The 14,011-nt window shown below is 61.3% G+C and carries 10 protein-coding genes; 4 read left to right on the top strand and 6 right to left on the bottom strand.

The annotated features are described in order from the left end of the window. Window positions 1-4: 4 nt before the first annotated feature. Entirely contained in the window at window positions 5-1,615 is a 1,611-nt protein-coding gene (gene entE, locus AC6EMZ_RS01605) for a (2,3-dihydroxybenzoyl)adenylate synthase EntE (protein WP_498400659.1), read from the bottom strand. Between the two features lie 9 nt (window positions 1,616-1,624). Then, window positions 1,625-2,800 (bottom strand): isochorismate synthase EntC, encoded by a 1,176-nt coding sequence (gene entC / locus AC6EMZ_RS01600; RefSeq protein ID WP_498400658.1) that lies wholly within the window; start codon window positions 2,798-2,800, stop codon window positions 1,625-1,627. Between the two features lie 187 nt (window positions 2,801-2,987). Here entC and fepB point away from each other — a divergent pair, with 187 nt between their 5' ends. Then, a complete protein-coding gene (gene fepB / locus AC6EMZ_RS01595; protein WP_498400657.1) occupies window positions 2,988-3,947 on the top strand; it encodes a Fe2+-enterobactin ABC transporter substrate-binding protein in 960 nt (319 codons plus the stop codon). Window positions 3,948-4,386: 439 nt separating this feature from the next. Here fepB and entS read toward each other — a convergent pair whose 3' ends face one another. Continuing rightward, window positions 4,387-5,634: an enterobactin transporter EntS gene (entS, locus tag AC6EMZ_RS01590; RefSeq protein ID WP_498400656.1), complete on the bottom strand. Its 1,248-nt coding sequence runs from the start codon at window positions 5,632-5,634 to the stop codon at window positions 4,387-4,389. A gap of 111 nt (window positions 5,635-5,745) precedes the next feature. Here entS and fepD point away from each other — a divergent pair, with 111 nt between their 5' ends. The 3 genes from fepD to fepC are packed head-to-tail and all read left to right on the top strand — an operon-like array spanning window position 5,746 to window position 8,536. Next, complete coding sequence (gene fepD / locus AC6EMZ_RS01585) at window positions 5,746-6,750, top strand: Fe(3+)-siderophore ABC transporter permease (RefSeq protein WP_498400655.1); 1,005 nt, start codon at window positions 5,746-5,748, stop codon at window positions 6,748-6,750. Next, window positions 6,747-7,739, top strand: a complete 993-nt coding sequence (fepG, locus tag AC6EMZ_RS01580; RefSeq protein ID WP_498400653.1) for an iron-enterobactin ABC transporter permease — start codon at window positions 6,747-6,749, stop codon at window positions 7,737-7,739. Before fepD ends, fepG begins: the two co-directional genes overlap by 4 nt. Beyond that, on the top strand, window positions 7,736-8,536 hold the full coding sequence (gene fepC / locus AC6EMZ_RS01575) for an iron-enterobactin ABC transporter ATP-binding protein (RefSeq protein ID WP_498400651.1): 801 nt from the start codon (window positions 7,736-7,738) through the stop codon (window positions 8,534-8,536). Before fepG ends, fepC begins: the two co-directional genes overlap by 4 nt. A 67-nt stretch (window positions 8,537-8,603) precedes the next feature. Here fepC and entF read toward each other — a convergent pair whose 3' ends face one another. The 3 genes from entF to fes are packed head-to-tail and all read right to left on the bottom strand — an operon-like array spanning window position 8,604 to window position 13,887. After that, window positions 8,604-12,464 carry an enterobactin non-ribosomal peptide synthetase EntF gene (gene entF, locus AC6EMZ_RS01570; protein WP_498400650.1) on the bottom strand — a complete coding sequence of 1,287 codons (3,861 nt, stop codon included), beginning with the start codon at window positions 12,462-12,464 and terminating at the stop codon, window positions 8,604-8,606. Further along, on the bottom strand, window positions 12,461-12,673 hold the full coding sequence (locus AC6EMZ_RS01565; RefSeq protein ID WP_498400648.1) for an MbtH family protein: 213 nt from the start codon (window positions 12,671-12,673) through the stop codon (window positions 12,461-12,463). Before AC6EMZ_RS01565 ends, entF begins: the two co-directional genes overlap by 4 nt. Before the next feature lie 14 nt (window positions 12,674-12,687). Next, window positions 12,688-13,887 (bottom strand): enterochelin esterase, encoded by a 1,200-nt coding sequence (gene fes, locus AC6EMZ_RS01560; protein WP_498400647.1) that lies wholly within the window; start codon window positions 13,885-13,887, stop codon window positions 12,688-12,690. Window positions 13,888-14,011 lie beyond the last annotated feature (124 nt).

The following is a 14,011-nucleotide window of genomic DNA, read 5'->3' as shown; positions in this document are numbered from 1 at the left end:
TTCCTCAGCCCTGTGCGCGTTCTGCGAGCCACAGGCGCAACTGTTTCTTGTCTACTTTCCCGACCGGCGTCAGCGGCAGCGCGTCAACGCTCTCCACGCGGTCCGGCAGCTTGAATTCTGCAACGCCCTGCTCGCGCAGGAAGCGACGCACCTCGACCGCACGCAACGGCGTTTTCACCACCAGATACGCGCAGCTTTTTTCGCCCAGTAGGCTGTCTTCCATACTGACCAGCGCGGCGTGGATCACCGCGTCATGGCGCAGGAGCAGGTTTTCGACCTCTTCCGCCGCGATCTTCTCGCCGCCACGGTTGATCTGATCTTTCTCACGCCCCTGCACGGTGATGTACCCCTGCTCGTCAATCGCAATCAGGTCGCCAGAGCCGTAAAAGCCGTTGGCATCAAAGGCGCTGGCGTTGTGTTCCGGGCTGTTAAAGTAGCCGCGAAAGGTGTACGGCCCGCGCGTCATTAAGCGCCCCACTTCGCCGCGCGGCAGCGGTTGACCCTGTTCATCGGCCACCCACACTTCGTCATCCGGGCACATCGGACGGCCCTGAGTATTCATGATGCGCTCTGGCGTATCGTCGAGCGCGGTGTAGTTCACCAGCCCTTCCGCCATGCCGAATACCTGCTGAAGCTGGCAGCCAATTTCTGCCGGGATGCGCGCAGCAAGCGTTGCGGAAAGCCGCGCCCCGCCGACCTGCAACAGCTGGAGTGACGCCAACTGCGCGTTGCCCGCGCCTTCGGCAATCGCCTGAAGCCACAGACTCACCGCAGGCGGCACCAGCGAGGTGACGGTAATCTGATGCTTTTCAATCAGCGGGAAGCACAGCGTGGCGCTCGGATCGTTTGCCAGCACCACGCAGCCGCCCGCCATAAAGATGCCCAGTGAACCTGGGGAGCTCATTGCAAAGTTATGGGCCGCAGGCAGCGCGTTCAGGTAGCGGGTTTCGGCAGTGATACCGCACACCTCGTTACTGCGGCGAATACTGTATTCGTAGTCGTTATGGGTGCGCGGGATCAGCTTCGGCGTGCCGGTACTGCCGCCGGAGAGCTGGAAGAATGCCACTTCGTCGGCAGGCGTTGGGCTGGCGACAAAGTTATCCGCCGAACGCGCTATCGCCGCCTCCAGCGCATGTTCGCCCGTATCGCCGCGCAGCAGCACGACGCGTACGGAGCGGTGTTCATCGACAAAGGTATTGAGGAAGTCATCGCCCGCAAACAGCGCATGCAGGCGATCGGCAATCACCAGAGCCGGTTCAATCTGGGTCGCGTAGGCGTTTAGCTCGCTGCGCTGATGACTAAAAAGCGCGTTGACCGGAGCCACGCCCACCTGTAACAGCGCAAAAAAGGTGATGTAAAACTCCGCCACGTTGCCAAGCTGCACCAGCGCCGTTTCGCCACGCTTGATGCCCTGCGCCTGAAGCGACGAGGCCAGGTTATTCACCGCCTGATGAAATTCGCGGTAGGTATAGCGGCGGTCACCGTCGACGATAGCCACGGCGTCGTTGTCCGCATGACGAGTCAGAATGTCGGTCAGCGGCAGATCCTGCCAGTAGCCTTTTTCACGGTAGCGCCGGGCAAAATCGTCGGGCCAGCGGGTAAAGGGGATGGTCATGATGATTCCTCAGTGCAAACCAAAAACGTTGAGCATGGTAGAAAGCTTGACGCCGGTTTCGCGCCACTCGCCCACCGGCGAGGAGGCCGGGACAATACCCGCGCCCGCAAACAGGCGAACCGTTTTTTCATGTAGCCGCGCGCAGCGGATAGTGACCACCCACTCGCCGTTGCCTTCGCTGTCGCACCAGCCGACGATGCCGCCGAACAGCTCGCGATCAAACGGCTCCAGATCGGCAATGAGCGCTTTGGCCGCCTGATGCGGAAATCCGCTCAGGGCTGGCGTCGGGTGCAACAGACACGCCAGCGTCAGCGCGTTTTCGTTCTCACGCGCTTCGCCCTCAACCGGCGTTGCCAGATGCCACAGGGTTGGCGTGGTGATCAACTGGGGCGAAGATGGCATGGAGAGCTGATGGCTGCGTTTTTCCAGCACGCTCTTCATCGCCTGCGTCACCAGGTCATGTTCGTGACGATCTTTTTCCGAAGCCAGTAGCTTGTTGCCCGCCTCGCGATCCAGCATGTCGTCCGGCTGACGACGCGCGGAACCAGCCAGTGGCAAGGAGCTAAAGTGCGCGCCCTCTTTACGCAGCAGCAGCTCAGGGCTTGCGCCCAGCAGCACGCCGCCGTCTTCGAGCGGTACGTGGAAGTTAAAACTCGCCGGGTTCTGCGCGATCAGGCGCTCAAGCAGCGCGCCGCTGTCGATCTTCCGATCGGCAGCGATATCGATCAGGCGCGAGAGCACCACTTTGTTCACCTGCGGCGTGGCGGTGAGGGCGGCGGCGCGGGCTACCATCTCTTCAAACACCGGCTGCGGCGGGATTTCGGTGCGTTGCGCGATCGTCAGTGCCTGCGCGCCTGAAAGATAGCGCGCGGATTTTTGACGCGCGGTGCGCGAGAAGGTCTGCCAGCTTTGCGGAATAAACAGTGACGACGGTTTGCGGGTATCGAACGGAATGGCACCCACCATGATCGGGTGGGCAATGCCGCTGGCTTTCGCCTCGGCAAACGCCTGCGCCAGCTTTTGCTGGAAGGCTCCGGCCGGATCGTCGCCGCCGACGGCGGATTCAGAAAAACGGGCAAAGCAGCCTGACGTGGTAAAACTGCGATAAGGCGACATAAAGAAAAAGCTGTCTGATTGCAGCGTGGTCGCGGTGTGGTGAACTTCCTCAGCCAATGACGTATCCATATCATCCTCCTAAAATGATAAACGCAGTAAGAATAATTATCATTTATATTTTCGATGGCTAACCTAATCTTAGAGCGCGGCGGTGTCAACCGCAGAGCGAACATCTTGTGCGACTATTGCTTGCATCCCTCCCCTTCATTCATGAAAATGAGAAGCATTAAGCTCAACAAAATCAGGATGCCGCTTTGTGAAACTCCCCGCTGTTTGCCGTAACGCCCTGCTTTTAGCAGGACTTTTTGTTTTAGGACTAACCTCAGCGACCGCCGCCGACTGGCCGCGCCAGGTCACCGACAGCCGCGGCACGCATACGCTGGAAAGCAAACCGACGCGCATTGTCTCCACCAGCGTGACGCTCACCGGCTCGTTGCTGGCCATTGACGCCCCGGTGATCGCCAGCGGCGCAACGACGCCGAACAACCGCGTGGCGGATGCGCAGGGTTTTATGCGTCAGTGGGGAGATATTGCTAAGCAGCGCAAGCTGGCGCGTTTGTACATCGGGGAGCCGAGTGCCGAAGCCGTTGCCGCGCAAATGCCGGATCTGATTCTGATCAGCGCCACGGGCGGTGATTCTGCGGTCGCGCTTTACGATCAGCTCTCGACGATCGCGCCCACGCTGGTCATCAATTACGACGACAAAAGCTGGCAGACGCTACTCACCCAGCTCGGCGCGATAGTCGGGCAGGAAAAGCAGGCCGCCGCACGCATTGCCGAGTTTGATACCCAGCTTGCGAAGGTAAAGCAGCAGATGAAGCTGCCACCACAGCCGGTTAACGCCATCGTCTACACCGCCGCCGCGCACAGCGCAAACCTGTGGACCACGGAATCGGCGCAGGGCAAATTCCTGCAACAGCTTGGGTTCACGCTGGCCGACCTGCCTGCCGGGCTGCACACCTCGAAAAGCCAGGGTCAACGTCACGACATCATCCAGTTGGGCGGTGAAAATCTGGCGACGGGGCTAAACGGCGAAGGGCTATTCCTGTTTGCGGGAGACCAAAAGGACGTCGATGCGATCTACGCCAACCCGCTGCTGGCGCACCTGCCTGCGGTGCAAAACAAGCGCGTCTGGGCGCTAGGAACGGAAACCTTCCGTCTGGATTATTACAGCGCCATGTTGGTGTTGCAGCGGCTGGATACGCTATTCAAATAAGCGCGGACTATACCCTCTCTCCCGTTTGGGGAGGGGGATTCCCAGTCATTTTTATTTCCACAGCCATGAATATGGTGACATCAAAATATCAGACTTACCGCGATGACCTGGTCCGGCTGTAAATCGCCGAGTCGTTGACTGAAGGCCGGGGCGACGCGCATGGATACGCGGCGAGGGCGCATTTACAGGGACGTTGCAGCGCCCGTCCCCGATAGCCGTAAGGAATAAGACGAGGGTATCGCGAAGCGACGATTTTCGTGCCGGGAGCCCGGGTCGCCAGGGCGGTGGCGATTGAGCCGCCCTGGCACGTTCACCGTTTCCGGGTTCATAGAGAAGCACGAAACTGGAAGTGAACGGAATATCCTCCTGAGCCGCATGCTCCCCTCACCCCCGCCCTCTCCCCAAAGAGGAGAGGGAGTAAATTGTGCAAATCGTCGAGTCAGGCCGCACTATCCTTCAACACCACCTCCTGCCGGAACCGTCTTAACTCCGTCAGCGTCATCAGCAAAATCGCCCCGACGATCGCCAGCACAAATCCGCTGCTGCTCGCCGACGCTACTGGCGTCAGAATCACACCCAGCCCGCCGAGGATCGCCGCGCCAATCGCATCGCCCGTCACGTTCTGCGCGGTCCACAGGCCGTTAATTCGCCCGAGCATCCCTTCCGGCGTTTGGGTTTGAATCAGGGTGTATTGCAGCAGCGAACTGATTGCGCTCAGCCAGCCGAACAGCGCCAGACACACTACGCCCAGCGCCCAGAACGGCATCAGGCTAAACAAAGCAATGGCAATAAACGAGGCGACGGTGGCCGAGAGCATAATCAGCCCCGGCCGTGCGCTGTGCGCCAGGTTGCCGCTGGTCAGCGCGCCGAACGCCGCCCCGAGCGGGATCGCCGCGTACAGCAGGCCAATTTGTGACGCGCCCATTTGCCATTCAATCGCCAGCGCCGGATAAAGCACGCGCACCGCGCTCGCCATGGTCAGCAGGCCGCCCAACAGCGCAATGCCGCCAATCAGCGGGTTGCTGAACAGGAAACGGATCGCCGCCATCAGCGATGTTAAAGGATGCTCGCGCGGCTGCGGTGGCGGTGGCAAAAGCGGCAGGCGCAGCAGGGTCAACGTGGTGATAAAGGTCCCCGCCGCCGCCAGGCCGTAGTTCCAGGCCACGTTGCCGGTCGCTAGCAGCAGCCCGCCAACCATCGGCGAAATCACCGAGCCCAGACGGACGGTGAGCATGGTGATCGCCCCGGCCTGCATCAAATTCTCACGCCCGACCAACGCGGGAGTCGCCGCCAGCAGCGCCGTAACGCCCAGCGAGGCAAAAAATCCGTCCCACAGTCCCAGTAGGTAAATGGCGATGAGCGACGGCTCCGGCAGCATCGCATTCAGGCACAGCCCGATAAACCCGACGCCGCAGGTGCCACGCGCCAGCAGAATCAGCCTCTTACGCTCGTATCGGTCCGCCAGCACTCCGCCTACCATCAGGCCGATAAACATCGCGCTGCCCGTCAGGGTGACGGACAGGCCGACCAGCCAGCTGGACTGGGTCATGGCCTGAATCTGCACCGGGACGGCAACGCCGAGCAGACCAAGGGATAAAATGGAGATAAAGCGGGCGATAAAGACGGCGCGAAACGCCGGATGCGTTTTGAGCAGGCTGAGATTGAGCAGCCAGGATTTTTGATTCATGACAAGGCCTTGAGGTCTAACTATCTACCAATTTCATGGGCGCACATGCTAACATAGCCAAATAAGATAGATAACGATAATTACTATCATTATCAAATCATGGACGTTGCTATGTCGTTTTCCTCTTCCGCGTTGCGCGCCGCTGCGGTGCCCGTTTTATTACTGCTATTAATGCTGGCCGTGGCGCTCAGCCTGCTGGTTGGCGCAAAACCTTTGCCCGCATCCGTAATCGTCGATGCCCTGTCCGGTCGTTGTCAAAGCGCCGACTGCACGATCGTGCTGGATGCTCGCCTGCCCCGCACCCTTGCGGGACTGCTGGCGGGAGGCGCGCTCGGTCTTGCCGGTGCGCTGATGCAAACCCTCACCCGCAACCCGCTGGCCGACCCCGGTATTTTGGGCGTCAACGCCGGTGCCAGCTTCGCTATCGTGCTGGGCGCGGCGCTGTTTGGCTTTTCCTCCCCCACTGAACAGCTGATGATGGCATTCTGCGGCGCGCTCGCCGCATCGTTAATCGTCGCCTTTACCGGCAGTCAGGGTGGCGGGCAACTGAGTCCGGTGCGCCTGACGCTGGCGGGCGTTGCGCTCGGCGCGGTGCTCGAAGGATTATCCAGCGGCATTGCCTTGCTTAACCCGGATGTGTGGGATCAACTGCGTTTCTGGCAGGCCGGATCGCTGGATATCCGCACGCTGGAAACCCTGCGCATCGTCACCCTTCCGGTGCTGATCGCCGCCACCGTGGCGCTGCTTTTAAGCCGGGCGCTCAACAGCCTGAGCCTCGGCAGCGACACCGCCACCGCACTCGGCAGTCGCGTGGCGCGTACCCAGCTTATCGGCCTGCTGGCAATCACCGTGCTGTGCGGCAGCGCGACGGCGGTGGTCGGGCCCATTGCCTTTATCGGCCTGATGATGCCCCACATGGCGCGCTGGATAGTTGGGGCCGATCACCGCTGGTCGCTCCCGGTCACGCTGCTCGCCACGCCGGTATTGCTGTTATTTGCTGACATATTGGGCCGCCTGCTGGTCCCGGGCGAACTACGGGTGTCGGTGGTGAGCGCCTTTATCGGCGCACCGGTACTGATTTTCCTGGTGCGACGCCAGCGCGGAGGTGCCCTGTGATGGCGCCTTCCCGCCGTTTAGTCACCACCTGTCTGTTGCTGGTTATCGCAAGCGTGCTCACCGCCGTCTGGAGCTTGCGCAGCGGCGCGGTAACGCTCGATTTTGTACAGGTTTTTGATGCCCTCACCGGCAATGCGCCGCGTAACATCACTATGGTGGTCACCGAATGGCGACTGCCGCGCGTGATGATGGCGATTCTGGTCGGCGCGGCGCTCGGCGTCAGCGGGGCCATCTTCCAGTCGCTGCTGCGAAACCCGCTGGGCAGCCCGGACGTGATGGGCTTTAACACCGGAGCCTGGAGCGGCGTGCTGGTGGCGATGGTGTTGTTTGGTCAACACCTGACAGCAATTGCTCTGGCGGCGATGGCCGGTGGAGTCCTGACCTCGCTTGTCGTCTGGGCGCTGGCCTGGCGCAACGGCATTGAAACCTTCCGCCTGATTATTATCGGCATTGGCATTCGCGCCATGCTGATGGCGTTTAACACGTGGCTGCTGATGCGCGCGTCGCTGGAAACCTCGCTCACCGCCGGGCTGTGGAACGCCGGATCGCTTAACGGGCTAACCTGGGCTAAAACCCTGCCCGCCACGCCGATTATCGCGCTGATGCTTGTCTGCGCGTGGCTGCTGGTGCGCAGAATGCGCCTGCTGGAAATGGGCGACGATAGCGCCTGCGCGCTGGGTGTGAGCGTTGAACGGTCCCGCCTGACGCTGATGCTGGTCGCGGTAGTCTTAACCGCCGCCTCCACCGCCATCGCGGGCCCGATCTCCTTTATTGCGTTGGTCGCCCCGCACATCGCGCGGCGCATCAGCGGCACGGCGCGCTGGGGCGTGACCCAGTCGGCGCTGTGCGGCGCGCTGTTATTGCTGGTTGCCGACCTCTGCGCCCAGCAGCTGTTTATGCCTTATCAACTTCCGGTGGGCGTCGTGACCGTCAGCCTTGGCGGCATTTACCTTATCGTGTTGTTAGTTCAGGAGTCCCGCAAGAAATGAGTGCAACAACAACCCGCTTGCGCGGCGAAAACCTCACCCTTGGCTACGGCAAAAAAATCGTCGCCAGCGACTTAACCGTGTCGATTCCCGACGGCCACTTTACGGCGATTATTGGCCCGAACGGCTGTGGGAAATCCACCCTGCTGCGCACCCTGAGTCGCCTGATGACGCCCGCACAGGGCAGCGTGTTTCTCGATGGCGAGCCTATTCAGCAGTTTGCCAGCAAAGAGGTGGCGCGGCGCATCGGGTTACTGGCGCAGAATGCCACCACGCCCGGCGATATCACGGTGCAGGAGCTGGTGGCGCGCGGACGTTACCCGCATCAGCCTCTGTTCACCCGCTGGCGTAAAGAAGATGAAGAGGCCGTGACCCGCGCCATGAACGCGACGGGCATTACCGATCTTGCGCTGCAAAGCGTGGATACCCTTTCCGGCGGACAGCGCCAGCGCGCGTGGATTGCGATGGTGCTGGCGCAGGAAACGTCGATCATGCTGCTCGACGAGCCAACGACCTGGCTGGATATCAGCCATCAAATTGACCTGCTGGAGCTGCTGAGCGATCTCAACCGCACGCAGGGATATACGCTGGCGGCGGTGCTGCACGATTTGAATCAGGCGTGTCGATACGCTACGCATCTGATTGCGCTACGCGACGGTAAAATCGTGGCGGAAGGTGCGCCAAAAGAGATTGTGACGCCCGAACTTATCGAGCGGATCTACGGAATGCGCTGCATGATTATTGACGACCCGGTGGCGGGCACGCCGCTGGTGGTACCGCTGGGGAAACGTGCGGTCTGATGGCGGCTCCGGACGGTCCCTTCTCCCCTATGGGGAGAAGGTTAGGATGAGGGGCAAGGTTCAAGTCTTACGCCAGTATCCCCTTCAGCACCGGTCCAATCTGTTCAAACGCCTGCGGTGAGATGATATCCACGTGAGCGCAGTCTTGAGGGTAAACCTCCAGCTCATTCACCCATGGGGCCCAGGCCTGTTGCGGATCCATCGTTCGCGTGCGCTCGGCGACAAACAGTGTGGCTTTGCCGTCGAATCGCGCGCTATGGGCGGTGGTGAGCAACCGCACCGCATCCGCATAGTTGCCTTCGATGGCGGTAAACAGCTCGCTTGACGCCTGGCCCTGCTGGGCGGCGATAAACGCCTGACGTTCGCGCTCGATTTCGGCCAGTACCTCAGGATCCAGCCCGTTGGCCTCTTTCTCGGCCCAGTTCTGCGTCTCTGGCGGCCAGGTATCCAGCAGGCCGAGGAACGCCACCTCTTCACCCTGCTGACGCAGCCGCGCGGCAATGCCCTGCGCTAATGTCCCACCGAGCGAATAGCCGAACAGATAATACGGCCCGTGGGCCTGCTGGGCGCGCAGCGTCGCCAGATGGTGCTCAATCACAGCATCCAGATCCGCGCATCGCGCCATCGGCCCGTCCGGTCGCGGCGACTGAATGCCGATAATCGACCAGCGAGGGCTGAGGTAGCGAGACAGCACGCTAAACTGCCAGGCGAATCCGGACGCCGGATGGAAGCAAAACAGCGTCGGACCATTGCTTTGACGCAGGGGTAAAATCGTCTCAAAGCCCAGACGCTGAGCCTGTTCCTCGCTGATGGGCGAATCCAACAGCGTGCTGAGCTGATTCACCGTAGAGGCCACCATAATCTGCCCCGGCGTAACCCGGCGGGCAAACGCGCGGCTGAGCTGTGCCGCCAGGCGCATCGCCAGCAGCGAATGGCCGCCAAGGGCGAAGAAATCCGCTTCAATATCGTTCACGTCACAGCCCAGCAGAGCAGCAAACGCCTGCGCCACCGCGATTTCCGTGGCGCTTTGTGGCGCACGACCCGTAGCCCTGCTGGTCAATTCCGGCAGCGGCAGCGCCTTGCGATCGAGTTTGCCGTTAGCCGAGAGCGGTAGCGCGCTGATTTGCAGCAGCACCACCGGCACCATGTGCGGCGGAAGCTGGGCTTTTAGCGCCGCCAGCAGCGCGTCGCGATCCAGCGGCAGGCCGGATTCAGAGACCACGTAGCCAACCAGTTGACGCGCATCGCCACCCGTCGCCGCAGCCTGATTAAACACGCAGGCGTGCGCCACCGCCTGTGCCACGTCCGGCAGTGATAGCATCGCGCGGTCGATTTCACCCAGTTCAATGCGCTGGCCGCGAATTTTCAGCTGATCGTCGCTGCGGCCTAAATACTCCACCGCGCCGTTATCCAGCCAGCGGGCCACGTCACCCGTGCGATACATGCGCTCGCCCGGCGCAAAGGGATCGGCGATAAAGCGGCTGGCGGTGAGATCAGGACGCCCAAGATATCCCTGCGCCAGCTGGATGCCGGTGAGATACAGATCACCCGCCACGCCAAACGGTACCGGGCGCATCATCGCGTCCAGAATGCGCAGCCCGGTATTCCACACCGGGAAGCCAATCGGCACGCTGTTGCCCTCGACCGCTGCCAGCTCTGGTCCAAACGCCGGATACCAGCTCACGTCTACCGCCGCTTCCGTTGGGCCGTAGAGGTTGTGCAGCGGCGCGTGAGTGAGCGCTTCCCACTCGCGGCATAATGCCGTCGGCAGCGCTTCTCCGCTACAGAACACCTGCTTCAGGCTCGCGCAGCAGTCGGCGTTTTCCGGCGTCAGCGAGGCGACAAACGCCGCCAGCATCGACGGCACAAAGTGGGTAGTGGTCACGCCGTAGTGAGCAAAGAACTGCTGCATCGCCTGCGGATCGCGGTGTGCGTCCGGCTCGGCCATTACCAGCTTCGCCCCGGCGATAAACGGCCACCAGAACTCCCATACCGACACGTCAAAGCTGCACGGCGTTTTCTGCGCCACCACGTCCTGCGCGGTGAGCGGGTAATGATCCTGCATCCACATTAAGCGGTTAACGATGGCGGTATGCCCCACCATCACCCCTTTCGGGCGACCGGTCGAGCCGGAGGTAAAGATGATGTACGCCGTCTGATCCGGCGTCGCCAGGTTCAGCGGTTCACTGCCCGCAACCGGTAACAGTGTGTTGTAACTAAACGTCTCGACAGGCTGATCGCTAAAGCGCGGGAGGTGATCGTCAGTGGTAATCAGCAATGACGGACGCGCGTCTTCGAGCATCATGCGCAGGCGATCGTCCGGATAGCCGGTATCGAGCGGCAGCCAGGCGGCCCCCGCCTCCACGATGCCGTGCAGCGCCAGCGTCAGGAACACCGAGCGCGGCAGGGCCACCGCCACGCTGTCGCCCGGCTTGACGCCGCGTTCGCGCAGCAGTGTTGCCAGGGCGATAACCTGCTCTCGCATCTGGCGATAAGTGAGTGCAATGTGAGCATCCGCCAGCGCGGGCGCGTCCGGCGTGTTGTGTGCCTGCGCCGCGACCAGCGCGCTAAGCGTAGTGGCGGGCAACATCATGCCGGTGTCATTAATGCGCTCAAGCTGATGATATTCCGACTCAGAAACGGTTTCTGCGTCGCCGCACTTCAGATCAGGGTTGTCAGCAAACTGGGCCAGCAGCGCGTGCAGGCGCGCCACGTGACGGGTCAGCGTCGGCTCGTCGTAACGGTGTTTGTTGGCGAGGATTTCAATACTCAGCCCGCCCTGCTCGTCCGGGAACAGCGCCAGCTCCAGATCGTTGACCGGGCCGGTCGCCAGCGTGTGGGTGATAGCGTCTACGCCATTAATATCCAGTTGATAATCAAACACTTTGACGTTCAGAACCGGGCCAAACAGCGCTTCGTCACCCGCCGCGCGGCCGCTGTCGCGGACAATTTGCTCGGCGTCGTAACGCTGATGGCGACGCATCTTTTTCAACTGATTTGCCAGGCGCTGCGCCAGATCCGGCAGCGTGTCGTGCGCGGCAATGTTCACCGACAGGGGAAGAACGTTCAGCACCGGGCCAGTGGCGGTGAGCGCCGCCGATCCCATCCGCCGCATAAAGATAAACCCGGCGGCGTAGTCCAGCCGTCCGGTTAAGCGCCCTAACCACAGCGCCACCAGTGCGAGGGCCAGATCGGTGCGTTGCACCTGGTGTGCAGCCGACACCAGGCGGCTAAACGCTCGCTTATCGGCAACCAGCTTCAGGCGCAAAATATCGGTGGTTGCCGCACGGCCCGGCAGCGGCGTGGGGGAAAGCGACACGGGTGGCGGAAGCTGCTTGCGCTGCTCGGCCCAGAACGCGCCGTCGCGTTGATACGCCTCGCTGTCGCGGTAGCGCTGATATTCCTCCACCACCTCGGCGAACGGCGTAAACGGTGATGCCGGAATCGGTTCACCTTTGCTGAGCGCGGTATAAATGGCGGCGATCTGGCGGGTAATGGCCGGGAAGCTGAAGCCATCTACCACTAAATGATGATAACGCTGATACCAGTACCAGCGGTTTTCCTCGACCTGAATCAGCAGGTGGAACGCCAGCGGCTGACCGCTGTCTACGCGCAGATCCTGACTGAGATCGGCCTCCATCAGCGCCACGGCGGCGGCGTGCGATTCAGCGCGAACCATTGCCGGTTCCGGCAGCGTGATGGATTCATCGACCCACTGCCACACCTCGCCGTTATCTTCGCTAAAGCGGGTGCGCAGGGTATCGGCCTGCATCATCCCCGCGGCGATGGCTTTTGCCAGCAGCGGTGCGTTGATATCGCCTTTCAGCTCGGTGTAGTGCGCCACGCTCCAGGCATTCGGCAGCGTCGAAAGCTGTTCCGCCATCCAGATACCCGGCTGGGCAGCGACGAGAGGAAGATGCGCGCTCATGCCTTATCCCCCGCAAAATGAGTAGGCTCAAGCGTTCGCCAGTTTTCGGTCAGCCACTGCTGACAGGCTTCCTGTGACTGGGCTTCGCACACCACGCGCCAGCCCGCAGGCAAGGCGCACTGCTGCGGCCACAGGCTGTATTGCGCCTGGTCATTAGACAAAATCGCGAACTGTCCCTGCGGATTATCGAAAGGATTACTGAATTCCATACCAGACTCCGTTATTAAATAAGCGGCTGCCAAAGGGTCATCAGCCCCTGGGTCAGCCCGCCGCGCCAGCAAAGCGCATCATGTCCGCCGTCAACCTGACGCCAGATAACCGGTTGCTGTGTGTGTTGTAGTTCGGCGTAAATCGCCTGATTCGCACGGAAAATCAGCGGCTCGTTGCGGCCCGCCTCAAGGACAATGCGCAGCCCGCGCGCGGTTTTTTCACCCGCTTTGAGCTGTTCGATGAGTAGTCCGTCATGATGTGCGCCACGATGCGGCCACCAGTAGGAGCCGGACTGGCTGAGCACGCAGCCAAAGCGCTGCGGCCAGTTGAGGCCGGCATACAAGGACGACAGGCCGCCAAAACTTTGCCCGGCCACCACCGTACGGTCGGGGCGATCGCTAAATGGCGTAGTGGATGTCACAAGAGGGAGAAGTTCGTCCTGCACCGCCAGCCAGAAATCGGGATTGCAGGGCAGCTCGCGACTGCGGTGGGCAGTGTCGATTACATCGATCAGGATATACACCGCAGGCGGTAATTGACCTTCCTGAGTCAGCGCCGTGAGCGCAGGCCAGACGGGCATGCTTTCGGCCCAGAACTGGCCGTCAAGCAGGACGGCCAGCGGGCGGTCCTGGCTTTCATCGCCAGTGGTAAAAATCCAGACGCGACGACGATTACCCAGCCGCGCGCTCTGCCATTCAATGCAGACGGGCGGTTGATAAGGCGTATCAGGGTGATTCCAGCCAGGCTGGACCGGCGCATTCGGCATTTCGAGCGCCGACACCGGATGCCCGCGCCCACCGCGCCAGCTTTGTGGATTCAGCGGATCGGCAATCGCCTTCGGCAACAGTTTGCGCCAGCCTTCGCGCAGCGCCATGCGGTCGGGCGAGTCGGCGTTAAACACCGCGTCACCAAAGTCGTTGTCATTTTCTGTAGGGATAAAACAGTAGCTGCCGCGCCACTCGGGCGTAAAAGTGCCCTGCCACTGCCAGACGTCGGTGCCGGGTAGCCGCTCAAGCGACTGCGGACGGGCGTTTTGATGATGATCGGTCACGCCAGTGATGTAGATCCAGACCCGCTTAATGAGGGACGACCGCTCCGTACCTGCCGGATCGCGCCACCAGAACGTGACGCGGTAGTCCTCTCCTTCTTTTACCCTTTCCGGCCCCTGTTTCGAGTGCCACCAGGCATCGCTTCCCGCTGTTTGCACCGTCACTCTCTTAACCTCATGTTTCTCGCGTCATTTTTTGTTACAGGACAAATTTTATTGATAATATTATTGATAACTATTTGCATTTGCAATAGCGTAGTGCCCGCGCTGTGGGAAGCGCGCTCACATA

This window comes from Enterobacter sp. SCRI0065, from assembly GCF_059766475.1.
This window is presented reverse-complemented; position numbering and strand designations above follow the sequence as displayed.